This window comes from Rheinheimera marina (genome assembly GCF_042654345.1).
Taxonomy (GTDB): Bacteria; Pseudomonadota; Gammaproteobacteria; order Enterobacterales; family Alteromonadaceae; genus Pararheinheimera; species Pararheinheimera marina.
In genome coordinates this window covers 38781-64828 of sequence record NZ_JBHSGB010000015.1, presented here as the reverse complement: position 1 = coordinate 64828, position 26048 = coordinate 38781, and the positions used below count along the sequence as shown (strand labels likewise).

Sequence of the window (26048 nt, the reverse complement as noted above, 5' to 3'; positions counted from 1 at the left end):
CCAGCACAGCCGCTACACCCGATAGAGCTGAATATTTTTATCCAGCAGTGCCTGCAGTTTGCTGTCTGGCACCTCGCCTTCCAGCACCAACTGGTGAATGGCGTCTGCCGCAATCACCTGATGGCGGGCCATGGTGCCCACTTTGTCACTGGTCAGCGCCACCAGCACTTCACTGCTTTGCTGCACTATGGCCTGCTTAAATTCAGCATCATCGAGCGTGTTGGTGCAAAGCCCAGCTTGCACGTCCAATGAACAGGCCCCCAGCAGGCACTGATCAAAGTACATGCTCTGCAACTGACGCAAGGTACCAATACCAAAAGCAGCCCCTATCGCGGTATTTAACGTACCACCCAGCAGTATCACTTTGGCCAGTGGCAACTTCATCAACTCCAGCGCAATAGCAGGCGCATGCGTCACCAGCGTCAGGGGTTTATCTTTACTGATGGCTTTGGCCACTGCCAGATTGGTACTACCCACGTCAATAAACACGCAGGCATCGTCGCGCAATAGAGCAGCACAAGCGGCGCCCAGCTTTTGTTTCTGCTCCTTTTGCTGCTCCACCCGATCAGCAAAATAACCTGTGGCTAAGGCCAGACTGACAGCACCGCCATACACCTTTTTGCAGATGCCGCGGCTGGCCAGTTCCTGCAAATCCCGCCGGATGGTATGTTCGGAAACCTGTAGCTCCTGCGCCAGTTGCACGCAGACCACCCGCCCTTGTTGTTGGATCCGTTGTTGGATCAGCGCTTGCCGCTGGTCCGGAAATGAAGCATAATCTATCATAATCGAGCACAAAGCATCTTAATCGTGCAAAGAAGCATAACAGCCAGTGTGATGTGCAGCAACTTATCTGACCAACGAGGAGCATCCAGTGATGACATCATCCCCAGTGGCCCCCCATTTCCTGCATCAGCTAGCCGACTGCGCCGAACACCAAACCATGAGCCGCTTTCGTCAAAAGGCTAACCTACAGATTGCAAGCAAACCCAAAGATGGTTTTCGCTTTGACCCGGTAACAGAGGCTGACAGGCAAGCAGAACTGAGCATGAGGCAACTGATTGCAGAGCAGTTCCCCGAGCATCAGATCCACGGTGAAGAGTTTGGTATTACAGGCACAGGCCCCTGGCAATGGGTACTGGACCCGGTCGACGGCACCAGACCATTTTTATGTGGCCTGCCGGTGTGGGGCACATTGATTGGACTCTATTATCAAGGCCGTGCCCAGCTGGGTTTGATGGCGCAGCCACTGACCGGAGAACGGTTCTGGTCTGATGGTGAACGTTCCTTTTATCAAGGACCGCAAGGAGACAAAACCCTGCAAAGCAGCAAGGTGACAGAACTGGCCAACGCCATTTTACACACCACCTCGCCAGAACCCATCAAGCGCCACCCGCAGGTCCAGTTTGACCAGTTGAATGAACAGGTATTGATGACACGCTACGGCGGTGAATGTTATGCCATGGCCATGCTGGCCGCAGGGCATATTGACATTTGCCTTGAATATGCGTTGCAACCTTATGATATAGCTGCCTTTATTCCCATTATTAAAAACGCCGGTGGTGTTGTCACCTGCCTGGATGGCAGCAGACCTGAGTCTGGTGGCTGCATTGTTGCATCGGCAAATGCCACACTTCATGCCAAAGTGCTGGCGGTGCTCAACCAGGGTCATGCTCAGTAACGTCTCGTTATGCAGCTTTGTGCTCGATTTACATTGATTAAACAGGACCTTTTATGCAGATAGTTCCAACTCCAGCTCACGACCAGCAACAGCGCACTGTACTGGCCACCCGTATTTTGTTCTTCTGCTCAGGCTTTGCCACCGCCGCCTGGGCCGCCATTATTCCGTTAGTCAAAGCCAATACCGCGGTCAGCGAAGGCACCTTAGGCCTGTTGCTGTTGTGCCTCGGGATTGGCGCGCTGGCGTCTATGCCTGGCGCTGGTGCACTGAGCAGCCGTTATGGCTGTAAAACTCTGCTTTTAGCCAGCACCGCCCTGTTTGCGCTGCTGCTGCCGTTGATCCCGTTAGTCAGCTCAGTCTGGCTGCTAGCCGTGCTGCTGATAGGTTTTGGTATCGGCATTGGCGCCACAGATTGTGTGATGAACGTGCAGGCTATTTTGGTGGAAAAACAAGCCGACAAGGCGCTGATGTCTGGCTTTCATGGTTTTTATAGTCTGGGCGGTATTGCAGGCGCAGGCTTAATGGCACTGCAATTATCGCTGGGACTGAATGCCTTTATCGCCTGCGTCAATTTCACCGTGCTGATCATTCTGTTACTGCTGGCCAACCATCGGGGCCTGCTGCCCTATGCCAACCCAAAAGAAGGCCGCTCTTTTGCCTGGCCTAAAGGCACTGTGCTGCTGATTGGTCTGATTTGCTTCTCGTTGTTCCTGGCCGAAGGCACAGTGCTGGACTGGAGCGGCGTTTACCTCACCGAATACCGCGGTCTGGCGCAAAGCAGTGCGGCGCTTGGTTTGTTCTGCTTCTCTGTTACCATGACCTTTGGCCGCTTAACCGGTGACTGGCTGATTTCTCATTTGGGTGCGCGCCTGGTGATGACTGTGGGTGGGCTGGTCGCAAGTGCAGGTCTGGTGCTGGCAATCAGCACCAGCTCAATACCTGTGGCGCTGCTGGGCTATGCCCTGGTTGGTCTTGGCTGTGCCAATATTGTGCCGGTGATGTTCTCTGCTACGGGTAAACAAACCGTGATGCCGCAAGCCATTGCTGTACCGGCAGTCACCACCCTGGGCTATATCGGCGTATTGGCCGGGCCTGCCAGTGTTGGCGCGCTGGCTCAGTACTTTACCCTGCCTGTGGCTTTATACTGCATTGCCGCCTTGATAGCACTGGCGACGCTATTATCAACCAAAGTGCGGGTCTGAGCGACCCGCCCACCGTCGTCGCGCTACTGAGGTTTAACGGCCAATTCACGTTGCAAAAAGGCAATCATGTCGTTCAGAACCACAGGCGCATCGCGGTCAAAACAATGGCCAAGGAACTCGTTACAACCATTGTCGAGGTACGCATGATTGTAACCCGGGTAAATCTTCAGCTCAGCTTGCTGGCCGGCAGCGTGCAGTTTGTCGACATAACTGCTGGCAAGCTCAGGCGTGGTCAGCTGGTCTTTGCTGCCGACATGGACAAACTGCGCAGGCAGCTGGCGTACTTTGGCGTCTGGGATCAGGCTGACGGGTGACAAAGCGGCGTAGTACTCCGGGTTTTTCGCCCGGCTGATGGCAGGACCAAAAATGCCACGAGGTTCCGCGTTGCCCCATTTCCAAAAGCAATTTTCGGCGGTTTCAAAGTTGGCAAAACCTGGCGAGCTTAAATCCAGCGCTCCGTAGCTAATCACCGCAGCCTGCACTGTTACATCCAGCTGCTCCGCCGTTTTTCCATCAGGAATGTAGCTTGGTTTATAGCCGGTAGGACCTTTGCTGAAGCCCTGCTGCGACAACTTGTCGGCAGAAAGCACCACCATCGCCGCCAGATGACCACCTGCACTATCACCTGTCACTGCAATACGGGACGGGTCGCCGCCGTACTCAGCAATATGCTGCTTCACCCAGGCCACAGCCCCTAAGGCATCTTCGACAGTCTGATTCATGGTGGTGCTGTTGCCATCGGCGCTCAGCAAACGGTAATCGGTGTTCACCACCAGTAATCCGCTGTGACCAGCCAGGTACTGGGCGGTGGAATCCATAATGCTTTTGGTGTTCACCAGCCAGCCACCGCCGTGGTAAATAATCAGCACTGGTGCTTTGTCTTGGGTACTGACCGCTTTATAAATATCCAGTTTCAGCTCGGTCTGACCGGCCTTGGTCCAGACTTTGTCTTTGGCCAGGGTGACAACTTCTTGTGCCAGCGCGGTGCCGCTCAGGCTTAGCAACGCCAGCATAGCGGGCAGCACCAACCAGTGGCGTAAAATCTGAGCGGCGCTACGTTGATTCTTCACAAAAAAATGCTGCATAGGATCCCCTTGTCGAAATGAAGTGGTCGATGTGAAATTATCGATATGCCGTTATGGCAGACTGCTCTACGGCAGGTACTGACTAATCTGCCACTGCTTGCTGGCCGGGTCCAGCTGTAACTGGTATCGGGCCACTTTTTTCAGCCGTTCGCCATAGCGGGTTTCGCCAATTTCTATGCTGAACTGCTGCATTTGCGCCAGCTGCTGCTGGCCTTGCGCGGCATTTTTTAGCGACTCATCCAGTTTAAAACGGCTGGTTAAATCCTGTTCCAGCCCCTGCTGATCCAGCAACTGCTCCACCAGATAACTGACTTCCACTTCTTTAGTTTGCTCATCCAGGTCCGTTACCTTCAGCACCTGTACCTGGCTGACCGCAATCCACTCTTTGGGCACTGGCCCGAAAAAACGCTGCTCAAGCAGTTGCTGCATCTGTTGATCATCCGGCGTTTTGCCACAGCCTTGCAGTAACACCACCGCAAGCAGTAGCGCCCATAGGGTTAATTTCATTGATAGTTTCCTGAGAAGTCACATGAGTCGCCACTGTAGCAAAGGGCAATGTGGACCGGTAGCTGCCTTAGTGTGCTTTGTGGCCACAGGCGCTACAAAGCGCAGCTGCCGCCCTGCTGCAACCAGATATCCTGTAATGGAGCCTGGTTATCAAGTATGTGGATGCGTTCAATCTGCAGCAGTGGGATTTGTTGTAGCTGCCCCTGCGATTCCAGCTGAAGGAACTCTTGCCCGCCGCTGCTGCGGGTGTCGGCTGCAATGCCGGTCAGCACAGTGCCGTCCAGCAGATGCAGCTCTACCGGGTAGCGGCGCATACAGATAATTTCAATATGGTCGTGCAGATCGCAGGCGAGAATAGCTGGGTTGATGTTTTGGCTCACGGCGGCCTCCTTTGGTCAGTTGCTGTGGGCAGGGAGCACCCCCTGCCCTTGCAGTCTAGTCCTTCAGCAAAGCGCCGCTTTGCAAATCTACGCTGAAGTGGCGATTGGGCAAGCCGTGCTGAAAGCCATTTAAAATGGCAAACAACAAGGCAAAATGCTGCTGACTGTAGTGTTGCAGGCTAAGCTGTTGCCAGTCGCGGCTGACCACCGTCGGGGCAGCCCCCAATTGTTCAGCCAGCCAGCGGTACCGCGCCAGACGACGCTCACCAATATCGGCAATCGCCAGATCGCCGGCATTTTGCAGCCGGTAAAAATCTACCGCCACCTCAAAACCGGAGATCTGGCTGAGTTCGGCCCAGTCTTGCCCTGCTGCACTGGCTTGTTGCTGCAACAGCCTGGCCCGTGCCTGATACGCCGGTTGTTGCAATAACGCGGTTAAGGTCGCAGGATTGTTCAGGTAGTCTGCCAGACTGAGCTCGCCGGGCTCTGACGCCAACAGCAGCATTTGGCCAGCATTCAGTTGCAGCAATAAGGTTCTGAGTTGCTCTGGCCAGTCCTGTGGCAAAAAGCGCAGCCGGGTTAATTCCTGCAAATGGCCTTTGGTAAAGTCACGGTAGTTCTTGGCCTGTAACAGTCCGATATCCCACAGCGGTTCGCCATGCTGCTTCAGTTGCTGCCATTCGCGCTGATAAAAACCAAACAACGCCGAAAAGTCTGGCACCTGCTGCAGCACTATAGTATCCACCTGCGCTTTACCTGCGCCTGCCAGTGTCAGCAGTTTATAGGCCGGCACATAAGCCGCTAATGACGGCGCCTGAATATTCACCAGCTGGCCACCGTCTTTGGCGGGCACCGCCGCCGTGTTGTTTAAATGCATATGACCAGCCACATGCAGTCGTAACCCGGTGTCGGCCAACAAGGCACTGGTTGGCGCCAGCGGCACCCGGCTTAACTGGCCTTTGGCCTCACCGAACAACTGTTCGATAGCCGCACTTTGGCCCTGATAAAACTCTGCCATCGGGAAATGACTGAAGCTCAGCAGCGTTTTGCCTTGCGCTTTGGCGCGACTGACCACGGAGCGGATCCACGGCACTAACTGCGGCTTATAGCTGAGCAACTCGTTGTACCCGGCATTGCCTGAGCCCGCATACACCAAGGTGCCGTCTTTCAGACTGGGGGTGTAGATATTGGCGTCAATTGCCAGTAGCCAAAGGCCAGGCACAGGCTCCACCAGGTAACTGGCATCCGGCACAAGCTCACAGACTGATGCATCACTGCGTTGATTAGCACTACTTTGGTTGGCACAAACCTGGTACTGACGGTGTTGCAATGCACTCTGGGTTTTGGCGGTGCTGTATTGATAAGGCTGCTGGTCACCCTGGCTGTAAGGGCTCTCCCAATACAGATCCGAGCTGGACGGGTAAAACCCATAGTTGCCCAGCAGCTCCAGCACACCGCTGTAGCCCAGATGACCCAGTTCCGCCGAACAGATCAGTCGTGCCGGTTTACTGGCAGACTGACACTCTGCAGAATCCGGGCTGTAAATCGGCTGCGGCCTGGCGTCACTGCCGAGAAAATCATCTTTACCTCCAGCACTGGCAAAAGGCCGCACTGGATCATGATTGCCCAGTGTCAGGAAAAACTTCATGCCATGCTGCTGTTCGTACTGCTGCAACAGTTGCTTCAGGCCACGCAAATGCACCGGCTGACCGTCATCACTAAAGTCTCCCGGCAACACCACCAGCTTGACCTGACGTCGGGCGGCATCATCAAGTGCCGCTTTCAGCGCAAAGTAGTTTTCGTTAAATAGCCGGGTCGAATGCAGCTGCGCAGCCATGGTGCGGATAGTGGCGAACTGGCCGCTCTGCTCATCCTGGATCCCGCGAAAGCTGTGGTCGGTGAATTTGGCGTACACATCGTGAAAATGCGCATCTGGCATAAAGGCAACCTGCAGTGGCTGCTGCGTAGATACAGTATTGGCGGCACTGCTGAAGCTGGTCAGGCTGGCGGTCAGCATCAGCGCCAGAGCACTTAAACGAAAAGAACCAGAGAACGTCATTGGATCCTGTCCCTCAAATAAAAAGGCCACAGCAGTGCTGTGGCCCAGAGCACTGATAGGTGCTCTAGTGCATAACGAGCTTAAAAATCGGCTCTTAAACCCAGGCTGTAACGACGGCCTGAGAACTCGTACATCACCGGGAAAGCCGGCGTCAGCGTGTAACCTGAAGTTTCTTCATCGGTAATATTGATGCCCTTCAGACTGACACGGACATTGTCCGTCAGCTGGTAGCTGATGGATAAATCCGTCTGGCCATAAGCATCACGGTACACCGGATACATGTTCAGGTGAATATATTCGACGTATTTATCCTTGTAGTTGTAGGACAAACGCGCGTCAAAGCTGTCGTTTTCGTAGTACAGCGTAAAGTTATAGGTCTTGTCTGCCAGGCCTTCCGGTGGTGTTGGAATGCCTAGGGTCGACGAACCTGTCAGTGAGTTGTCCAGCATGGTGTAGTTGCTGTTAATACCAAAACCTTCCAGCGCCGGGCTCAGCGCATCCAGTGGCAATTGAGCAATCAGCTCCAGACCTGTCACTTTGTAAGAGCCATCGGCATTAACCGGCTGGTAGACATCAAAATCGTAGTAACCGTCCAGCGAACCGTCGGCATTGCGCTTTTCGACATTTTCAACCACGCCGGTCAGCGCTTCACGCACTACACCTTCAATGTTTTTCCAGAAATAGGACGCGGCCAGAATACCGCCGTTTTCCATATACCATTCAACGCCGGTTTCCCATTGTTTGGCCTGGGTCGGCTGCAGGTCCGGGTTACCGTCTTTAAAGCGGAATTCGTTCCAGCTGACACTGCGTTTGTAGGCGATGTCGGTTAAGGCTGGACGCATCAAAGTTTCTGAGGCCGCAGTGCGCCAAATCACGCCGTCTGCCAGCTCAACGGTCAGGTTGAAGCTTGGCAACAGATCTTTGTAATTGCCGTCTTTGGACACCGGATCTTTGGTGTAGCCTGTGCTGCCATCTTCATTTTGAATTGGGTGGTAACCAAAAGACGTGACGTCCGTATCCACGGCGCGCACCCCGGTATTCAGCTTGGCAGGTAAAGACGCCAGTTCGAAATCGAAGTTTGCCATGGCGTACAGTGCAGTCACGGTTTCATCGACGCGGTAGAACTGGTCGACCTGGAACGGTGTGTAAAAGCCATCGTAACGGAAGGTACGGCGGGCATAGTCATTTGACACCTGCATCCAGTTCAAATCTTTAGGACGGTAAGCACCACCAGGCACGATGTCGGTGATATAGCCCAGCTCGCTGTCCTGCAATGTGCGTTTATTCACCCAGGAGGTATCACCAGCGGATGGCCCCTGAATTTTAATGGCACCAAACTGACGCTCTTTTGACTTATCGGTGTAACGGGCCCCAAACTCTACTGAGCTCAGCGCGCTGAAAGCCGACCAGTCAATATCCCGCTTGAAATCCAGCTGCGCGGCGTATTTATCATCCGACACCTGCTCCAACTCCGTCTCATAGGCTTCAAACAGGTACTTGTCTGGCGCATTGTACATATCGATGGTGGCCGGGTTCGCACTCTGAATGGTCTCGCCACCCGTTGCAGTCCAGCGGGTACGCGAAGGTGCGTAAGCGACGTGTTTCAGGTTGCTGTAGTCGGCCGTTTTATCGGCGCCCGAATAACCCAGCAGGCCTTTGATGTCCCAGCCATTGAGCTGCCAGTCCAGCGTTGCGCTGTACTGGTTGTATTCGGTTTCGTTAATACGTTCTTTGCTCAGAAACTCATGCTGAGTTGCGGTGTAAGACACGTCCGTTAACACCACCACGCCGTATTCAGCCAGGGTGGTGTCGTCATAAGAGTGAATGGTCTCCAGCGTACTTTTGCTGGACGCTGAATAGGCCGCCGCATCGTATTCATCTTCGGTGCTGTCATAGCGGCCCAGCATGGCATCCAGCGTCAGGCTGAATTCAGAGCTTGGCTTGTACTGCACAGACGCGGTGGCGCCCCATTTATCCTGTTCATTTAAGTAAGCGCGATCGCCAACTTTGTCCTGGAAAATAATACGGCTGGTTTCGTCTTTATCCATGCGATCCTGCACGATAATGCCTGCATCACGCGCCAGTACGGCGGCCGCTTGTGCAGAACGCGTACCTGAGGCTTCCAGGAAGCGGCCCATAGGACGGAAATTAATGCCCGAGTTGGAGTCAGTTCTATTGGTACGTTCGGCTTTAGAAAACGACACCAGTGCGCCCCAGTCGCCAAAGGTTTCACTGGCCATCAACGAGAACTTAGGGTCCACTTCTTCAGAAATAGAGTTGTGAGCGCCTTCAGCCGACAGCACCAGCTGGCCTTCGCTGAAGTCAAAAGGTTTGGCGGTACCAATTAACACAGACCCAGCAATGCCACCTTCTTCATCGGCGGCCGTCGGTGATTTTTGCACTGTGACGCTTTGAATAATTTCAGAGGCGAAAATATCAAACTCAACGTCACGGCCACCACTGCCGGACGCCGTCGCCAGGTTGTTGATGGACACATGAGTAAATTCAGAAGGTAAAGAGCGGACATTCACTTTACTGCCCAGGCCCTTGCTGCGTTCAATGGTCACACCCGGCATACGCTGCAGCGCTTCCGCCAGGTTTTGCTCCGGGAAATCAGCAATATCGGTCGCCACAATCGAATCAGAGAAGCCAATATTCTGCTGCTTCATATCCACAGCACGTTCCAGACTCTTGCTGTATGAGCCTTTCACAGCAATCACTTCGACTTTTTGTTCTGCTGCAGGTGCAGATTGAGCCAGCACCGGACTGCTCAGCAAACCAAGCAGGATCTGGCCAACCGCCAGGCTAATCACAGTCCGCTTTGGAAATTGTTGCCGGTTTTGGTGTAAATGCGCGTTCATCAAGGTTCCCTTCACATCAGACATCGTTGGAGCTCTATCGCAAGACCGGATGGGGCCCTGCTTTTGATGACGGGCGAGGTTACAGCGCTAATATGATGGTTTTATTGCATTTGTTAACCAGAAACTCTGGCTGCGGCCGATAGAAAAGCGGCCAGCCGGCTGGTTTTGTCTGAATGGTTGGCGTCTTTAATACAAATAAACGCAAATACTTTCATAACCTTACACAACAAAACCAAACAAGCAGCAGACAAATTTGATCTGGCGTTGGTGAGCGAACAAAGGAGCAGTCGTTCTGTTGCACAGGCGTTTAACCGCCGGTTTTTTACGATGGACGGCCGGAACTATTGAATTGCCTTGTGCATATAAAACGCAGTTTCAGGTAAATAGCTGGCCAGTTGCCGCTGCTGCGTTGCGGTCAGCGACGCAGCAGCAACAAACCCCTGTTTCTGCCAGTAGCCTTCAGCCCCTTGCACTGCAACCAGCGTCAAATAGCTCAATTGGTGGTGCCGGGCGTACAGCTCAGCCTGCAGCAACAGCTTTGCCGCCAGACCTGCACCACGGCTTGCAGACGACACCGCCATATCATGCAGATACAAGGCATCGGGCTTAACGCAACTGCTGAAATCTGCTCCCAACGCACTGATCTTGCCAAGCAGGGATGGATAGGTCAGCAAATAAGCCTGCATGTGCTGACCACTAAAAGCCCCCCAGCAGGTGGACGCAAAGCCTTCAAGGCGCTTGCCCATCACTGCAGCACTTTCATTCAGTGCAGCCGGATAACATTGGCCTTGTAAGTCTAATAAAGCGGTTAAATCAGCGGGGGTTAACGCACGCAGTTCCATGACGACTACCGAAAGAAAAACAGGGCGGCATGTTAAAACAATACCGCCTTCAAAAGAACTCAGTTCAGAATTTGCAGCAGGGTTTTATCCAGACCGTCGCCAGATAATAACTTCACTACAGCACGGCAATGATCAGCGGAAAACTCACCTTCAGCAATTTGCTGATTCAGCGCTTCACGCCGGCTTTGCACCACTGCAGCCACAGTTGCTTTGTTGTCACCCAATTTTTGTTCCAGTTTTTCCAGCCATGGGTACAGCTGGGCTTCAGCCAGATAAGCCTCTTGACGCACGACAGGGTGATAGTCCTGACAAGCGTTGATATTCAGCAAATAAAAATTCAGGTAACCGGCAACCGTCAATAACTGGTAATCCTGGGTCTCCGCACTGACAGGAGCTGTCGCCACAACAGAAGCAAACAGCGTAACAAGCAACTTTTTCACATTCCACTCCAACTGATAAATCCGATACGCATCCTAATCTACAAGCAGAGCTGTTGATTTGCAATCTACCGATTTTATCAAACAGCTTTTGGTGCCATACCAGCCGACTCAGCAGGTTTCGGCTGGCACCCTCACCCATCCTTCCATCAACACTCTGGCACTGCGGCTCATGATGGCTTTGGTCACAGTCCAGCTGCCGTCGTGCAACTGTGCTTGCGCGCCGACGCGTAAGGTGCCGGATGGATGGCCAAAGCGCACTGCAGTACGCGCACCGCCACCGGCCGCCAGATTAACCAGCGTACCGGGAATAGCCGCTGCGGTACCAATAGCCACTGCACAGGTACCCATCATGGCGTGGTGCAGTTTACCCATAGACAAAGCCCGCACCAGTAAATCCACGTCGGCGCTGTCGACCGCTTTGCCACTGGAAGCCGTGTAACTTTGCGCTGGGGCCACAAAAGCAATTTTTGGTGTGTGCTGGCGGCTTTGCGCTTCGCTCAGGTCGTTGATCAGGCCCATTTGCAAAGCGCCATAAGCACGGATTTTTTCAAAGCGCGCTAACGCGGCCGCATCACTATTGATGTCATCCTGCAGTTCAGTGCCTGTGTAGCCAATATCCGCCGCATTCACGAAAATGGTCGGAATACCAGCGTTAATAAAGGTTGCCGGGAAAGTGCCAAGGTCCGGCACGGCTAGCATATCGACCAGATTCCCGGTTGGAAACATGGAACCGCCGCCTTCGCAGTCATCGTCTGCCGGGTCGACAAACTCCAGCTGGACTTCAGCGGCCGGGAAGGTGACGCCATCCAGCTCAAAATCGCCCATTTCCTGCACCTGACCATCCCGCATTGGAATATGAGCCACTATGGTCTTTTGAATATTAACCTGCCAAATATGCACAGTCGCCAACCCATTGGCGGGCAAAGTGGTGACATCAATCAGACCAGACTGAATGGCAAAGGAGCCAACGGCGGCCGACAAATTGCCACAGTTGCCGGACCAATCAACAAAGGCTTTATCAATAGAGACCTGACCAAACAGATAATCCACCTGATGGCCGGGCTGAGTGCTTTTGCTGACAATCACCGTTTTGCTGGTGCTGGAGGTGGCGCCGCCCATACCGTCAATTTGTTTGGCGTAAGGGTCAGGGCTACCAATCACCCGCAATAACAACTGGTCACGCGCCTGACCGGGCTGCTGTGCCGCTTCAGGTAAATCCTGCAGCCGAAAAAACACCCCTTTCGAGGTTCCGCCACGCATATAGGTGGCAGGGATTTTAAGTTGTGGTTTAAACATAGAACCTCCCAAAAGAACAAAGCGGAACCTCTGCGTTAGTTCAAACTAACGCCAGGCATGAAAATGCCTGCGAGCAAGAAAAAATCACATTTTTTCGCCGCGAATTCATGATGCAGACGCGGGCGCAGCAAGCAGCGCCCCTACCATCAATACAACGGGGCAAGATCAAGCCTGCCCCCTTCATTTCCCTGTCAGGCTTCGCCTAAAAAGTCTTTGGCAAAACGCTGTAACACACCACCGGCGGCGTAAATCGACACTTCTTCGGCCGTGTCTAAACGGCAGGTCACCGGCACTTCAAGCTGTTCACCATTGGCACGGTTGATCACCAGTGTCAGGGTGCAGCGTGGCAGTGGCTCGCCTTTGACATCAAAGGTTTCAGTGCCATCAATGCCGAGAGTCAGACGGTTGACGCCAGCTTTAAACTCCAGCGGCATCACCCCCATACCAATCAGGTTAGTGCGGTGAATACGCTCAAAACCTTCAGCCACAATCACTTCCACGCCGGCCAGGCGCACACCTTTGGCGGCCCAGTCGCGGCTAGAGCCCTGGCCATAGTCGGCACCAGCAATGATGATTAGCGGCTGTTTGCGTTCCATGTAGGTTTCAATGGCTTCCCACATCCGCGTGACTTTGCCTTCCGGCTCTACCCGGGCTAACGAGCCCTGTTGTACTTTGCCGTCGACCACCACCATTTCGTTCAGCAGCTTCGGGTTAGCGAAGGTTGCGCGCTGCGCTGTTAAGTGGTCACCGCGATGCGTGGCGTAAGAGTTAAAGTCTTCTTCTGGTAAACCCATTTTCGCCAGGTATTCACCCGCCGCGCTGTCGAGCAAAATGGCGTTGGAAGGCGATAAGTGGTCGGTAGTAATGTTGTCACCCAGCACCGCCAATGGCCGCAGACCGCTTAAACTGCGCTCACCCGCCAATGCACCTTCCCAATAAGGAGGGCGGCGAATATAGGTACTTTGTGGCCGCCAGTCGTACAGTGGGTCGACATTGGTGCCGTAATCCACATTCAGGCTGAACATCGGCTCGTACACTTTGCGGAACTGTTCAGGTTTCACACTTTGCGCCACCACGGCGTCAATTTCAGCGTCCGTTGGCCAGATATCTTTTAACGTGACCGGCGCACCATTGTGGTAACCCAGCACGTCTTTTTCGATATCAAAACGTACTGTGCCGGCAATGGCATAAGCCACCACCAACGCAGGGGACGCTAAAAACGCCTGCTTGGCATAAGGGTGAATACGGCCGTCAAAGTTACGGTTACCCGACAGAACAGCCGTAGCATACAAATCACGGTCGATAATTTCCTGCTGAATAACTGGGTCGAGCGCACCGCTCATGCCATTACAGGTGGTACAGGCAAAAGCCACAATACCAAAACCAAGTTGCTCCAGTTCGCTCAGCAGTGCCGCTTCTTCCAGATACAATTGAACGGCTTTGGAGCCAGGGGCTAACGAGGTTTTCACCCATGGCTTGCGGTTTAAACCCAGCTTGTTGGCGTTTCGTGCCAATAAGCCAGCCGCAATCACATTGCGCGGGTTACTGGTGTTGGTGCAGCTGGTAATGGCAGCAATAATTACAGCGCCATCCGGCATCTGACCATCTGCAGGTGCGGTAAAACCAGTGGCAATACCAGCTTTATTCAAGTCAGCTGTCGCCACGCGTTTGTGCGGGTTCGACGGGCCCGCCATATTACGTACCACAGTCGACAGGTCAAACTTCAGTACCCGCTCGTACTCTGCAGTGGCTAAATCGTCCGCCCATAACCCCAGCGTTTTGGCGTAGGTTTCCACCAGCTTCACTTGCCTGGCGTCGCGGCCGGTCAGCGTCAGGTAGTCCAGTGTTTGCTGGTCAATCGAGAACATCGCAGCGGTGGCGCCGTATTCTGGCGTCATATTGGAGATGGTAGCGCGATCGCCCAAAGATAAGTGAGCGACCCCAGAGCCGAAGAACTCCAGATAAGCCGACACCACTTTCTCTTTACGTAAAAATTCGGTCAGCGCCAGCACTAAATCGGTGGCCATAATGCCCGGCTGCAGTTTACCGGTCAGCTCCACACCAATAATATCCGGCAGACGCATCCAGCTGGCGCGGCCCAGCATGACGTTTTCTGCTTCCAGGCCACCAACACCAATAGCAATGACCCCCAGTGCATCGACATGCGGGGTGTGGCTGTCGGTGCCGACCAGGGTGTCCGGATAAGCGACTCCGTCGATGGCATGGATCACAGGTGACATCCGCTCGAGGTTGATCTGGTGCATAATGCCGTTGCCCGGCGGGATCACATCGACGTTTTTAAACGCGGTTTTGGTCCAGTTAATAAAGTGAAAGCGGTCATCGTTGCGTCTGTCTTCAATGGCGCGGTTTTTCTCAAAGGCATCTTTTTCAAAACCGGCGTGCTCTACAGCTAACGAGTGGTCAACAATCAGCTGAGTCGGCACCACTGGGTTCACCAACGCCGGGTCGCCACCTTTGCTGGCAATGGCGTCACGTAAACCAGCTAAATCCACCAAAGCGGTCTGGCCTAAAATATCGTGGCAAACCACCCGAGCCGGAAACCAGGGAAAATCCAGCTCTTGCTTGCGGTCAATCAGCTGCCATAAGTAATCATTCAGCTGGGCTGGGTCGGCGCGGCGCACCAGGTTTTCCGCATGTACGCGTGAGGTGTACGGTAAAGTCGCCCAAGCACCGGCTTTGAGTTGGTTCACCGCTTGGGCGGCATCAAAATACTCCAGGCCAGTGTCGGCCAGAGTTTTACGAAAATTAGTGTTCATCTTGTCCATCCAAAAACAGCGGCCGGGGCCGCTGCTGCTTTAATAGTCTTTAGGGTGCAGCCACTCAGCCACGTTCAGCCAGAGGTTTGACTGTTCTTGGTTCTACCCCAACATAATCTGCACTTGGCCGGATAATGCGGTTGTCGGCACGCTGCTCCATCACATGGGCGGCCCAGCCGGTTAAACGTGAACAGACAAAAATTGGTGTAAACAACTTCGTTGGGATCCCCATGTAGTTGTACGCCGATGCGTGGAAGAAATCGGCGTTACAGAACAGCTTTTTCTCACGCCACATCACAGCTTCACAGCGCACCGAGATGTCATACAAATTGGTATCGCCATTGGCCTGCGCCAGTTTTTCTGACCAGGCTTTAATCACGGCGTTACGTGGGTCTGATTCTGAATAGATGGCATGACCAAAACCCATAATTTTTTCTTTGCGCTCCAGCATGCCCAATAAGGTCGCTTCGGCATGGTCCGGGTTGTCCATCTTTTCAATCAGCTCCATCGCCGCTTCGTTGGCACCACCGTGCAGTGGACCACGCAACGAGCCAATGGCACCTGTGATGCAGGAATGCATATCCGACAACGTCGATGCGCAGACCCGGGCGGTAAAGGTGGAAGCGTTAAATTCATGCTCTGCGTACAGAATTAACGAGGCTTGCATCACTTCTACATGCAGCGCTTCTGGTTTTTTGTCGTGTAAGGTCCAGAGAAACTGCTCGGCAATAGAATCTGCTGCAGTTTCCACCTCAATGCGTTTGCCATGGTGGCTGTAGTTGTACCAGTAGTTAATCAGGCCTGGGAAAATCGCCAGCAAGCGGTCTGTGGCATCTTGCTGCTGGGCAAAACTCTGCTCAGTTTCCAGGTTGCCCAACATAGAGCAGCCAGTGCGCATCACGTCCATCGGGTGCGCGGTCGCAGGAATACGCTCCAGCACTTCTTTTAATGCAGTCGGTAAGCTGCGCATCGCTTTTAAGCGCGCTTTATAGGCCGTTAATTCTGCATCGGTTGGTAATTCACCTTTTAAAATCAGGTGTGCCACTTCTTCAAAACTGCAATTAGCCGCTAAGTCTTTCACATCGTAACCACGATACGTCAGGCCTGAACCCGTTTTGCCTACTGTGGATAACGCGGTTTTACCCGCGATTTGGCCCCGCAGGCCTGCGCCTGTTAATTCTTTTGCTGCTGCCATTTGTCTTCTCCATCCAGTTGATTTGAAATTGGTTTTATTATTTGTTTTTGCCCTGAGCGAACAATGAATCCAGCTTCTGCTCATAGCTGTGGTAATTGAGGAAATCGTAAAGCTCAACGCGGGTTTGCATGCTGTCGACCACAGCTTTTTGGTCGCCATTGGCCAGAATTGACTCGTACACATTCAGGGCGGCTTTGTTCATGGCACGGAAGGCGGACAGCGGGTACAGCACCATCTTCACACCCACTGCGGCCAGCTCATCTTTGTTGTACAAAGGGGTCTGGCCAAATTCGGTGATATTGGCCAGCACAGGTACCGACAGGGCTTTGGTAAAGGCCTGGTACTGTTCCAGCGTATGCACAGCTTCGGCGAAAATGGCGTCAGCACCAGCTGTCACACAGGCTTGAGCACGTTCAATGGCGGCCTCTAAACCTTGCTGTTGCAGCGCATCGGTGCGCGCCATAATAAAAAACTGCTCGTCGGTACGGGCGTCCACCGCTGCTTTGACGCGGTCCACCATTTCGTCCTGCGACACAATTTCTTTGTTCGGTCTGTGGCCGCAGCGTTTTTGCATTACCTGATCTTCAATATGAAAACCAGCGGCACCAGCACGGGTCATTTCTTTGACAGTACGGGCAATGTTAAAAGCCCCGCCCCAGCCGGTGTCGGCGTCGACCAATAACGGCAAGTCGGTGGCCCCAGTAATGCGGCGAATGTCTTCACAGACGTCATTTAACGAGGTCATGCCTAAATCCGGTAAACCGAAGGAAGCGTTCGCCACGCCAGCACCTGACAAATACAAGGCTTTGTGGCCAACACGTTCGGCCATCATGGCAGTGTAAGCGTTAATAGTGCCGACCAGTTGCAGTGGCGCATGCTGCGCTATCGCCTGGCGCAGCTTGGCGCCTGGGCTGGTTAAATTAGCCATTTGTGTTTCCCCGTTGAAGTAAGTGATGTTCTATATTTCGTCTTGACGCCGCGATATGGCGCCGCATCAGTAAGTCCGCCAGCTCGCCGTCACGGCAGGCAATGGCATTGAGAATAGCCTTGTGTTCGTCAAAAGCCCGCGATACCCGCGGCCCGTTCATCCCCATCTGCACCCGGTACATCCGCACCAGGTAATACAGCTCGTCACACAGAATATTGATCAGGTAGGAATTTTTACTGCCGAGGATGACACGGTAATGAAAGTCGACATCACCAGCTTCCTGATAATAGCTTTCGCCTTCACGCACCCGTTGTGTCGACAAATGCTGATCCAGCAGCTCACGTACCTGCTGAATTTCCAGTTCTGTCATATGCTCAGCCGCCAGACGACAAGCCAGCCCTTCCAGCTCTTCACGCAGTTGGTACAAGGAGCGCAATCCGTCGACAGATAGCTTGACCACCCGGGCACCAGCGTTAGGCGTGCGCTCGATTAAATGACAGCGCTCTAAGCGGGCCAGGGCCTCACGCAGCGGCGCCCGGCTTAAATCAAAGCGTTTCGCCAGTTCAGGTTCACTGATTTTGGCGCCAGCCGGAATTTCACCTTCGACAATGGCCCGCTGGATCTCCAGCAGCACCCGGTCGGCGGCAGTCACGGCATCTTTCAGATAAGGGTTTAACATCAGATTGTCGACATAATATTTATATTGAATGCATTTTTCGCCAATTAAATGGCTTAGTCAAGCCTGATTTAGATCGTTATGTCGACATAAATCAATTTATACATTGTCCAGTTTGCAGTACAGAACAAGGTGTTTTAGTGAAGAAAGAATGGGATGAGTTAAGGTTTTACAGTTTTTATTAGATTATTTTTATCTAAAACAATAGATTCGTTAAAACTGATACGTCTATCAAACTGTTGTCACTGAAGCAGAAAAACTCCGTACAACTCAGGCAGGCTCTGCGCTTGGGTGTGGATAAGCTGGGGGTAACACAGGGATAAATTATGCATAAAGAGTGCTATTGCAATGAAAACAACGAAATGGCGCTTTTGGCCCTGACAGGAAAATTTAATATTCGTTGGCTACACTGAAAATCAAGTGAGCGTTACGAAGTTCCACCTCATTGTTGTCCCCTATAGCGCACGGCTCATTTAGATGAGCCATTCCCCTAAGCCCAGAATGAATCCCTTGATTCTGGGCTCCTTTTCCTCAAATTTCAGCGAGTTAAGCCTGAGCTTTCACCTGAGAGAAAAGCCGGTAGAAGTTTTCAGAGGTCTGAGCAGCCAGAGTTTCTATGTTGACGCCACGCTGCTCAGCAATACAGGCCGCCACCGCACTGACATAAGCAGGCTGGTTGGTTTTACCACGATAAGGCACAGGTGCTAAATAAGGCGAATCAGTTTCTATCAGTAAGCGATCGGCCGGTACTTTTTTCGCCACGTCACGCAGTGGGTCGGCATTACGGAAGGTGACAATGCCGGACAACGAAATATAAAAACCTAAATCCAACGCCGCTTTTGCGGTGTCCCAGTCTTCTGTAAAGCAATGCAGCACACCGCCGCATTGCTCGGCATGGTGACTGCGCAGCAAGTTCAGGGTATCGGCTCTGGCATCGCGGGTGTGCACAATCAGAGGCTTAGCCAGCTGACGGGCAACATCGATATGACTGACGAAGGCTTGTTGTTGCGCCAGTTTGGAATCCGGATTGTAGAAGTAATCCAGCCCCGTCTCCCCCACAGCCACCACTGCGGGGTCCTGGCATAACCGCAGCAATAACGCCGGGTCGACCGCATCAGTCTGATGCAGCGGATGCTCACCACAGGACACCGATACATTGGGGTACTTCGCGACCAGTTGTTTCATGGCCGGGAATTCAGCCAACGACACCGAAACGCACAGCATATGTTCCACTTTTGCCGCTGTTGCCTGGGCCACGACGTCATCTAAACTAAGCGCCAGTTTATCCCATTCCAGACGGTCTAAATGGCAATGTGAATCTACAAACAAACAGTCTCTCCACTCTTAAAGGCTGTATGTGGACTCATGTGACTCCAGCATACCGCTTAACAACTTCTCAATTTTATCCTGCAGCTGGTATTTATCGTCAATAAACACAACTCCTATGCCTGCAGGTTGCGCACTGTGTGCATTTTGCGGTGTGATCCACACCACCTTGCCACTGACAGGCAACGCATCCAGCGCATCAGGCAAAGTCACCCGCAATGCCAGCGAATGCCCCATTTTGTAAGGCCGGGCTGTACGGACAAACAAAGCCCCATTTTTCATCGCCGGCATATAACAGCGGTACAGCTCTTTTAAATCGGCAAAATCAAGATGCAGCTCTTCCATAGGTCCTCCGCTAGACCAGGGCAGCCCGGATCGACAACAGTAACGCGGCCAGATTAAGCTGGCTGTTCTGGCCCGCCACCAGCGCCCTGTCTTTCTGCCATTGCTGTAATTTACTGACCAGTTGCAACTGTTTCGCCTGTAATGACGAAGCTCGCTGCCAAAGTTGCTGTTTGATAAACCAGTTCAGCGTCATCGGTAACTGCTCATCATCAGGCAACGCCTGCAACAGATGGTAGAGATCGAGCTTCTGCGCCACGTACTGTTCCAGCATCAGCAACTGAGCAGAAATAGCCGCGGCTTTATCGGTTTCCAACAGCTCCAGCGCTAATAACGGCGCTCCTCCAGTGTAGTCCAGTAAAAAATCCGGTACCGGGCGGCTACTATGCCGTTCCAGCCACAACCGGACTTCATCACCAAAGGCCGGTGCCACTGACCACTGCTGGCAGCGGCTGCGGATAGTCGGTAACAACTGCGCCGGATGCGCACAGAGCAGCAGCAAAAAACTATTCTGAGGTGGCTCTTCCAGCGTTTTCAATAACGCATTGGCCGCCGCTTCCGACATCAGTTCCACGTCACGCAAAATGGCAATCTTTTGACCGCCCTGCTGCGCCGCGCCTTGCATAAATTGGGTGAGCTGTCGTATCGCATCGACCCCAGTGTGTTGCTCGGCAGGTGAGGTCCAGAGATCCGGGTGATGGCCGGCTTTAAACAACAAGCAACTTTTGCATTGACCACAGGCCTGATCAGCAGCCGGCTGACGGCAAAGCAAATAACCAGCCAGCTCCGACGCCAATGGCTGTTTGCCTGTACCCCGAGCACCGCTGAGCAACAAGGCATGCGGCAACTGCTGCTGAGCGGCCAGCAGACGAAGTTGTGAAGACAGAGGGTTCAGCCAGGGTTGGTCGTTCACCCGTTACTCCTGTAATCCGGCAAACCATTGGTCCAGTGCGCCGACAATATGTTGCTGCACTGCTGCCATTGGCTGGCTGGCGTCTAGTTGCACTATGCCCGTTTCTTCATTGGCAATTTGCTGATATTTAGCGCGGGTGCGCTGAAAAAAAGCCAGTTGCTCTTGCTCAATCCGATCCAGTTCGCCACGCGCCCTGGCACGGGCCAGGCCAATGGCCGGATCAATATCCAGATACAAGGTTAAATCAGGCCGCAACGAGCCAAGCACTGCAGTGCGAATTTGGTTAATCAGCGATTCGGACAATTGCCTGCCACCGCCTTGGTAAGCGCGGGACGACAGATCATGGCGGTCACCCAGCACCCACTGGCCTTGTGCCAACGCAGGTTCAATCCGGCTTTTCACCAGTTGCATCCGGGCCGCATACATCAGCAACAGCTCTGTTTCAGGCGCGACCTGTTCATCCTGTACCTGCTTGACCAAGGTACGGATTTGTTCGGCCAACGGCGTGCCGCCCGGTTCTCGGGTGCTGATAAAGTCAATCTGGTGCTGTTCCAGCCAGTGCTGCACCGTCTGGATAGCGCTGGTTTTTCCAGCACCTTCCAGACCTTCCACCACAATAAAACGGCCTTTTTGCATTAGTTTTTCCCAAAAATATATTTCTGTACGGCCGCATTATGTTCGGCCAGCGTCCGTGAAAACTGGTGTGTGCCATCGCCTTTGGCAACAAAATACAACCAATCAGAAGCAGCGGGTCTGGCAGCCGCCAACATCGAGCTATAGCTCGGCAACGCGATAGGCCCAGGCGGCAGGCCAAAATGCTGATAGGTGTTGTAAGGGTGCGGGTTCTTTAAATCGGCCCGGGTAATATCGCCATTAAAGCTGTCGCCCAAGCCATAGATCACGGTCGGGTCTGTCTGCAGTTTCATCTTTAACTTCAGCCGGTTCACAAACACCGAGCTGACCAGCGGTTTCTCCGGTTCATGGCCACTTTCTTTTTCCACAATGGACGCCATGATCAGCAACTGATAGGGCGTCTGGTACGGCAAATCAGTCAGGCGTTGCTCCCAGGCTAACTTCAGCCTTTCCAGCAGTAACTGGTGCGCCCGTTTCAGCAAATCGCTGGCTTTACTGTTGGCGGTGTAATGGTAGGTTTCGGCAAATACCATGGCTTCCGCCAATTCCGGCGCAGGGCCCCAATCGTCCGGCCAGCTTAACAAGGTCGACAGATCCGGTTGCTCAGCCAGGTCGTAGTTCAGATAAGGGCTTTGCGCCAGCCGTTGCAGGTTTTGTTTCAGCGTTTCCCCTTCTTTGAGCGCCACACTGAACTGCGCCACCTTGCCACTGGCAAACAATTGCAATACCGACAGCACCGACTGGCGTGGCTGCACTTTGTACACGCCCTGATGCAATTTACTCAGCTCAGGGTGAAACCGCAGGTAAATACTGAGCCAGCGGCAGCTGCTGCCAGCCAACTGCCCGGCAGTCAGCCAATTCCGGCATAATTTCAGTGCGGTATCCCCGGCTTTCACTTCGACGTAAGGGTCATTGAACTGAACCTGAGTTTTTAACGCAGCCTGCCAGCTGTTCCAGGCGCCGAAGGCACTGACCAGGCCCACTAACAGGGCAACTACTACTGCACGTATCAATCCATCACTCCAGTCTGCACGGCCCGGACGGGCCCGAGGTCAAACACTTTGCCTGCCAATTGCCGCACCGGCACGACCTGCATTAACGCATTACAGAGAAACAGCGCTTCGGCATCCTGCAGCTGCGCCAACGAATAGTAGCCTTGCTCTGGCTGCAACTGCGCCAGCAAGTGTTCACGCATCACCCCGGCAACCCCTGCCTGATCCAGTTGAGGGGTATGCCAGACGCCGTTGGCATAAAAAAACAGGTTGGCCGCAGTAGCTTCAGTCACCCTGCCCTGACTGTCGAGCACCAGCAGGTCGTCCCAATCGGTGGTCGCCAGCTCGGCTTTCAACATCACCTGCTCCAGCCGGTTATTGTGTTTCAGCCCGGCAAGCACAGGCTGGCAGCCTAGCTTCAGCTCTGCAACGCCAACCCGGATCCCCTGCTGTTGCCAGCCTTGGTAATCCGGCATGGCTGCGACAGACAGATGCAGATGGCTTTCGGAAATACCGCCAGCTGCATATCCACGGCCGCCAGCGCCACGGCTCAGCAGCAGTTTCAGTACTTGTTCCGGCGCTGTAATGGCCTGCTCAGCGGCGGCGGTCAATTGCTGTTCATCAATGGCAGGCATCCGCAGCCGTTCGACGCCCTGGCGCAATCGGTTTAAATGCAAGGGCCAGAGCTGCAGCTGACCACGGCTGACCCGTACCGTACTGAACAGGCCGTCACCATAGTTAAAGCTGCGATCTGAGGTAGTGAGCTCTGGATTGATCTGCATAACGCGATGAAGAACTTATTGAAATGCCGCAAGTATGCCTGAATTTGGCCGTTTTGAATATCAAAGGGGGCAGCACGCCCCCTTTTCCTGTGTTGGAGTCAGAGACCGCTCAGAACAATAGCTGCTGCCAGCTTTGGCCTTTACGGAACTGCAGGCTGCGCACCTGTCCATCCCGTTCAATATTGACCAGATTCACCTGCTTGGCCCAAAACTGCTGCAGGCTATTTTGCCGTACCTTCAGGCCAATAGCCGTGTTGTCCGGGCTGGCTTCCTGATACACCCAAAGGTTATTGCCATCCACCTCAGCCCCAACCAGTGTCAGGCTGACGGCTTTGCTGCCGTCCGCGTACAGCCACTGCAGCTCAAACTCGGTCGCCACATAGTCGGCAAATTCAGCCCGGTTCTGCTCATTTTGCAGCAAATCGACAGACCCATGCTGCTGCGCAGCGCCGGCTTCTTTGTGCAGGTGACGCAGCGCATGCTCGGCGTCATGCACAAAAAACTTGTGCATGATTTCAAGCTGACCCGAACGCGGATTAAACAGCACAGTGGTGACCGCAGCATTCAATTGGTGGGCCTGGCTTGACAGCGACAACAGGCTAAAAGCTAAGGCAACAAACCAACGCATCAGTCTTCTTTCCCTTTCAGTTTGGTTTTGCTGTCCTGCATCAGGTCCATATCCACCCGGCTTTTGCCTTTTTCACGTTTAAAGGCTTCCACCCGTGACGGGATAATGCGGCGCGGATAGTGGTTATTTTCCACATTGACATCGGCCGTCAGCCATTTCGGATCCAGCACGGCTTCGACCAGCTCCTTGTCGGTGACAATCAGCTTGCTGACCTGTTGTGGCGATTTACGCCAGATCTCGGCCGGAAGTTGTAAATCCTGTACTGAGCCGTCGGCAAATTTCAGTTGCAGCAGAATAGGCATCACCAGACCGCCCTGATTACTGAAATTCAGCACATAGTAGTTCTTGCCTTCATCCAGGGCACGGTCCAGCGCAACACGCTCCCAATATTCCAGTTCTTTGTACCATTCCTGGTATTTGTTGCGGTCTTTATTGGTGACGGTGAACTGATCATTGCTGTCGTAGAAATCGCGCACATCTGGGTTCTTCTCCACCCAGGTGTCACGGCCTTCGGCTTTGTTCAGTTCGACAAAACGCGATACCGGTTTGTTCTGCTCTTCCTTTCGGCGTTTCTTCAGGTCAATGTCCGGATTTTTGCTGTCTAAACTCAGCTGGTAAATCTGATCCAGCGAAATATCGACATGGTCGGTGCTATAGAACCAGCCCCGCCAGAACCAGTCCAAATCTACCCCACTGGCTTCTTCCATGCTACGGAAGAAATCAGATGGCGTCGGTCGTTTAAACTTCCAGCGATTGGCGTACTCTTTAAAAGCGAAATCAAACAACTCACGGCCTAGAATCACGTCACGCAGAATATTCAGCGCTACCGCAGGTTTGGTGTACGCATTTGGACCGAGGCGGCTAACGCTGTCGGACTGCGTCATCACAGGTTCCTGCAAGTCCGACTTCATAAAGTCGACCACGTCACGGGCTTCAACCCCCCATGGAATTTGTGGGTCCCACTCCCGACCGGCAATACCATCCAGGAAGCTGTTTAAGCCTTCATCCATCCAGGTCCATTGCCGCTCGTCAGAGTTCACAATCATCGGGAAGTAGTTATGACCAATTTCATGGATCACCACGCCGACCAGAAAACGTTTTTCAGACAAGGAATAGGTACGGCTGCCGTCTTTTTGCAGCTCAGTGCGCGGGCCGTTGAAGGTGATCATCGGGTATTCCATGCCACCAACAGGACCATTGACCGATTGCGCCGTTGGGTACGGATAATCAAAGGAGAAACGTGAATACACTTCTAAAGTGTGCACCACAGATTCAGTGGAATACTTTTTCCACAGCTCACCGCCCTCTTTCGGGTAAAACGACATCGCCATCACCAATGGCTGGTCATCACCGCCTTGGGCATAGCCTTTGGCGTCCCAGATAAATTTACGCGATGAACCCCAGGCGAAATCCCGCACGTTTTTCGCGCTGAAGTGCCAGGTTTTCAGTTCAGTGGTTGCTGCTTTTTCGTTTTCCAGCGCTTCGGCTTCGGTGACCACAAATACCGGGCGTTTCGCCGTGCGGGCTTGTTCCAACCGTTGCTGCTGAGTTTTGCTCAGCACTTCAGTCGGGTTCTGCAATGACCCCGTGGCAGAGACAATGTGATCCGCAGGTACCGTCAGTTCAACGTCATAATCGCCAAATTCCAGCGTGAATTCGCCCTGACCTAAGAATTCTTTGTTGGTCCAGGCTTCGTAATCTGTGTAGGCATGCAAGCGTGGGAACCACTGTGCCAGCAGGAAAATATCGTTGCCGCCTTTACGGGCGTCTTTCGGAAAATGCTCATAACCGGAGCGCGCATTGACTGCATCTTCTTCAACGATGTTAAAGGCGAAATCCATCGTCAGCTCAACCTGCTCACCAGGTTTTAGCGGCTTGGCTAAATCTACCCTCATATTGGTGCCGACCACTGTGGCTTTCAGCATCTGCCCGTCCAGGGTTTTAATGTCGCCCAGCTGATAGCCCAATAGGTTGTCGGCCATAAATTGCTGGCGACGCAGCTCATTGAAACTCAGTTTGCCGGCTTCGTCCTGGTTTGGGTTAACGCCCTCAAAAGTGCGGCTCAGCTCGGCCATGGAGTCGGCTTGGAAAATGTTCTGGTCCAGTTGAAACCAGAGGTATTTCAGGCTGTCTGGTGAATTGTTCTGGTAACGAATGTGCTGACTGGCTGTTAAACGACGTTTGGCTTCATCCAGTTTGGCTTTAATTTTGTAGTCGACCTGTTGTTGCCAGTAGCCGGTGGCCGGCTCACCCGCCGCATTGCGGTAGCTATTTGGTGTTGGCAACGCTTCATCCAACTGACGGAATTTATCAACAAAATGGCCTTTGGTTTGCTGAATCGTATCGGCCTGCACCACCAGACCACAACTCAGCACGGCGCTGAGTAAAATTGTTTTCTTATAGTTATTCATCACTGCATCCGCTTCGAGAAACCAACAGAGTAAGATGCTTTGCGTTCAGACTCAATCAGCATTGGCCTAAAACTTCTGTCGCTTTGGCGCACAAA

At 53.2% G+C, this 26048-nt stretch carries 23 protein-coding genes; 2 read left to right on the top strand and 21 right to left on the bottom strand.

Translation table 11 applies throughout. The features are described from left to right. Nucleotides 1–12: 12 nt before the first annotated feature. A complete protein-coding gene (locus tag ACFO3I_RS15800) occupies nt 13–783 on the bottom strand; it encodes a DeoR/GlpR family DNA-binding transcription regulator (protein WP_377335589.1) in 771 nt (256 codons plus the stop codon). 91 nt (nt 784–874) lie between these two features. Between ACFO3I_RS15800 and hisN the strand changes: the two genes are divergently transcribed. Together hisN and ACFO3I_RS15790 are read left to right on the top strand one after the other, a co-directional pair. After that, on the top strand, nt 875–1678 hold the full coding sequence (gene hisN, locus ACFO3I_RS15795) for a histidinol-phosphatase (RefSeq protein ID WP_377335587.1): 804 nt from the start codon (nt 875–877) through the stop codon (nt 1676–1678). Between the two features lie 53 nt (nt 1679–1731). Beyond that, entirely contained in the window at nt 1732–2880 is a 1149-nt protein-coding gene (locus tag ACFO3I_RS15790; protein WP_377335585.1) for an MFS transporter, read from the top strand. 23 nt (nt 2881–2903) lie between these two features. On the opposite strand, the gene ACFO3I_RS15785 is transcribed toward ACFO3I_RS15790, so the two are convergent. The 20 genes from ACFO3I_RS15785 to ACFO3I_RS15690 form a co-directional block, all read right to left on the bottom strand. Beyond that, nucleotides 2904–3965, bottom strand: coding sequence for an alpha/beta hydrolase (locus tag ACFO3I_RS15785; RefSeq protein WP_377335583.1), 1062 nt, complete (start codon nt 3963–3965; stop codon nt 2904–2906). 66 nt (nt 3966–4031) lie between these two features. Continuing rightward, on the bottom strand, nt 4032–4472 hold the full coding sequence (locus ACFO3I_RS15780) for a hypothetical protein (RefSeq protein WP_377335581.1): 441 nt from the start codon (nt 4470–4472) through the stop codon (nt 4032–4034). Between the two features lie 92 nt (nt 4473–4564). Further along, on the bottom strand, nt 4565–4852 hold the full coding sequence (locus ACFO3I_RS15775; RefSeq protein WP_377335579.1) for a Rho-binding antiterminator: 288 nt from the start codon (nt 4850–4852) through the stop codon (nt 4565–4567). A 55-nt stretch (nt 4853–4907) separates the two neighbouring features. Continuing rightward, complete coding sequence (locus ACFO3I_RS15770) at nt 4908–6911, bottom strand: metallophosphoesterase (RefSeq protein ID WP_377335577.1); 2004 nt, start codon at nt 6909–6911, stop codon at nt 4908–4910. Between the two features lie 80 nt (nt 6912–6991). Beyond that, nucleotides 6992–9772, bottom strand: a complete 2781-nt coding sequence (locus tag ACFO3I_RS15765; RefSeq protein WP_377335575.1) for a TonB-dependent receptor — start codon at nt 9770–9772, stop codon at nt 6992–6994. 341 nt (nt 9773–10113) lie between these two features. Next, nucleotides 10114–10614, bottom strand: a complete 501-nt coding sequence (locus ACFO3I_RS15760) for a GNAT family N-acetyltransferase (protein WP_377335573.1) — start codon at nt 10612–10614, stop codon at nt 10114–10116. A gap of 59 nt (nt 10615–10673) precedes the next feature. Then, nucleotides 10674–11054 carry a hypothetical protein gene (locus tag ACFO3I_RS15755; protein WP_377335571.1) on the bottom strand — a complete coding sequence of 127 codons (381 nt, stop codon included), beginning with the start codon at nt 11052–11054 and terminating at the stop codon, nt 10674–10676. A 108-nt stretch (nt 11055–11162) separates the two neighbouring features. Continuing rightward, nucleotides 11163–12350: a 2-methylaconitate cis-trans isomerase PrpF gene (gene prpF, locus ACFO3I_RS15750; RefSeq protein WP_377335569.1), complete on the bottom strand. Its 1188-nt coding sequence runs from the start codon at nt 12348–12350 to the stop codon at nt 11163–11165. Between the two features lie 191 nt (nt 12351–12541). Then, a complete protein-coding gene (gene acnD, locus ACFO3I_RS15745) occupies nt 12542–15127 on the bottom strand; it encodes a Fe/S-dependent 2-methylisocitrate dehydratase AcnD (protein WP_377335567.1) in 2586 nt (861 codons plus the stop codon). 64 nt (nt 15128–15191) lie between these two features. Beyond that, nucleotides 15192–16322 (bottom strand): bifunctional 2-methylcitrate synthase/citrate synthase, encoded by a 1131-nt coding sequence (prpC, locus tag ACFO3I_RS15740; RefSeq protein ID WP_377335565.1) that lies wholly within the window; start codon nt 16320–16322, stop codon nt 15192–15194. Between the two features lie 37 nt (nt 16323–16359). Continuing rightward, nucleotides 16360–17250: a methylisocitrate lyase gene (prpB, locus tag ACFO3I_RS15735; RefSeq protein ID WP_377335563.1), complete on the bottom strand. Its 891-nt coding sequence runs from the start codon at nt 17248–17250 to the stop codon at nt 16360–16362. Continuing rightward, nucleotides 17243–17929, bottom strand: a complete 687-nt coding sequence (locus ACFO3I_RS15730) for a GntR family transcriptional regulator (protein ID WP_377335561.1) — start codon at nt 17927–17929, stop codon at nt 17243–17245. Before ACFO3I_RS15730 ends, prpB begins: the two co-directional genes overlap by 8 nt. A 543-nt stretch (nt 17930–18472) precedes the next feature. Next, nucleotides 18473–19255: a TatD family hydrolase gene (locus ACFO3I_RS15725; RefSeq protein WP_377335559.1), complete on the bottom strand. Its 783-nt coding sequence runs from the start codon at nt 19253–19255 to the stop codon at nt 18473–18475. 15 nt (nt 19256–19270) lie between these two features. Continuing rightward, the gene (locus ACFO3I_RS15720) at nt 19271–19597 is read right to left on the bottom strand and encodes a PilZ domain-containing protein (RefSeq protein WP_377335557.1); all 327 of its coding nucleotides are present in this window, start codon (nt 19595–19597) and stop codon (nt 19271–19273) included. A gap of 10 nt (nt 19598–19607) precedes the next feature. Next, the gene (gene holB, locus ACFO3I_RS15715; RefSeq protein WP_377335555.1) at nt 19608–20507 is read right to left on the bottom strand and encodes a DNA polymerase III subunit delta'; all 900 of its coding nucleotides are present in this window, start codon (nt 20505–20507) and stop codon (nt 19608–19610) included. Between the two features lie 3 nt (nt 20508–20510). Then, nucleotides 20511–21143, bottom strand: coding sequence for a dTMP kinase (tmk, locus tag ACFO3I_RS15710; protein WP_377335553.1), 633 nt, complete (start codon nt 21141–21143; stop codon nt 20511–20513). Beyond that, a complete protein-coding gene (gene mltG, locus ACFO3I_RS15705; protein WP_377335551.1) occupies nt 21143–22153 on the bottom strand; it encodes an endolytic transglycosylase MltG in 1011 nt (336 codons plus the stop codon). The genes tmk and mltG overlap by 1 nt, the downstream gene beginning before the upstream one ends. After that, the gene (pabC, locus tag ACFO3I_RS15700; protein WP_377335549.1) at nt 22150–22914 is read right to left on the bottom strand and encodes an aminodeoxychorismate lyase; all 765 of its coding nucleotides are present in this window, start codon (nt 22912–22914) and stop codon (nt 22150–22152) included. The genes mltG and pabC overlap by 4 nt, the downstream gene beginning before the upstream one ends. A 109-nt stretch (nt 22915–23023) precedes the next feature. Then, a complete protein-coding gene (locus ACFO3I_RS15695; protein ID WP_377335547.1) occupies nt 23024–23542 on the bottom strand; it encodes a DUF6702 family protein in 519 nt (172 codons plus the stop codon). Then, entirely contained in the window at nt 23542–25953 is a 2412-nt protein-coding gene (locus ACFO3I_RS15690) for a M1 family metallopeptidase (protein ID WP_377335545.1), read from the bottom strand. Before ACFO3I_RS15690 ends, ACFO3I_RS15695 begins: the two co-directional genes overlap by 1 nt. Between the last annotated feature and the right edge of the window lie 95 nt (nt 25954–26048).

What these genes read in the sequence shown, in the direction of transcription:
- ACFO3I_RS15800 (WP_377335589.1), bottom strand. Translation starts at nt 783, where the DNA reads ATGATAGATTATGCTTCATTTCCGGACCAGCGGCAAGCGCTGATCCAA.
- hisN (WP_377335587.1), top strand. Translation starts at nt 875, where the DNA reads ATGACATCATCCCCAGTGGCCCCCCATTTCCTGCATCAGCTAGCCGAC.
- ACFO3I_RS15790 (WP_377335585.1), top strand. Translation starts at nt 1,732, where the DNA reads ATGCAGATAGTTCCAACTCCAGCTCACGACCAGCAACAGCGCACTGTA.
- ACFO3I_RS15785 (WP_377335583.1), bottom strand. Translation starts at nt 3,965, where the DNA reads ATGCAGCATTTTTTTGTGAAGAATCAACGTAGCGCCGCTCAGATTTTA.
- ACFO3I_RS15780 (WP_377335581.1), bottom strand. Translation starts at nt 4,472, where the DNA reads ATGAAATTAACCCTATGGGCGCTACTGCTTGCGGTGGTGTTACTGCAA.
- ACFO3I_RS15770 (WP_377335577.1), bottom strand. Translation starts at nt 6,911, where the DNA reads ATGACGTTCTCTGGTTCTTTTCGTTTAAGTGCTCTGGCGCTGATGCTG.
- ACFO3I_RS15765 (WP_377335575.1), bottom strand. Translation starts at nt 9,772, where the DNA reads ATGAACGCGCATTTACACCAAAACCGGCAACAATTTCCAAAGCGGACT.
- ACFO3I_RS15760 (WP_377335573.1), bottom strand. Translation starts at nt 10,614, where the DNA reads ATGGAACTGCGTGCGTTAACCCCCGCTGATTTAACCGCTTTATTAGAC.
- prpF (WP_377335569.1), bottom strand. Translation starts at nt 12,350, where the DNA reads ATGTTTAAACCACAACTTAAAATCCCTGCCACCTATATGCGTGGCGGA.
- acnD (WP_377335567.1), bottom strand. Translation starts at nt 15,127, where the DNA reads ATGAACACTAATTTTCGTAAAACTCTGGCCGACACTGGCCTGGAGTAT.
- prpC (WP_377335565.1), bottom strand. Translation starts at nt 16,322, where the DNA reads ATGGCAGCAGCAAAAGAATTAACAGGCGCAGGCCTGCGGGGCCAAATC.
- prpB (WP_377335563.1), bottom strand. Translation starts at nt 17,250, where the DNA reads ATGGCTAATTTAACCAGCCCAGGCGCCAAGCTGCGCCAGGCGATAGCG.
- ACFO3I_RS15730 (WP_377335561.1), bottom strand. Translation starts at nt 17,929, where the DNA reads ATGTTAAACCCTTATCTGAAAGATGCCGTGACTGCCGCCGACCGGGTG.
- ACFO3I_RS15720 (WP_377335557.1), bottom strand. Translation starts at nt 19,597, where the DNA reads ATGGAAGAGCTGCATCTTGATTTTGCCGATTTAAAAGAGCTGTACCGC.
- tmk (WP_377335553.1), bottom strand. Translation starts at nt 21,143, where the DNA reads ATGCAAAAAGGCCGTTTTATTGTGGTGGAAGGTCTGGAAGGTGCTGGA.
- pabC (WP_377335549.1), bottom strand. Translation starts at nt 22,914, where the DNA reads ATGCAGATCAATCCAGAGCTCACTACCTCAGATCGCAGCTTTAACTAT.
- ACFO3I_RS15695 (WP_377335547.1), bottom strand. Translation starts at nt 23,542, where the DNA reads ATGCGTTGGTTTGTTGCCTTAGCTTTTAGCCTGTTGTCGCTGTCAAGC.
- ACFO3I_RS15690 (WP_377335545.1), bottom strand. Translation starts at nt 25,953, where the DNA reads ATGAATAACTATAAGAAAACAATTTTACTCAGCGCCGTGCTGAGTTGT.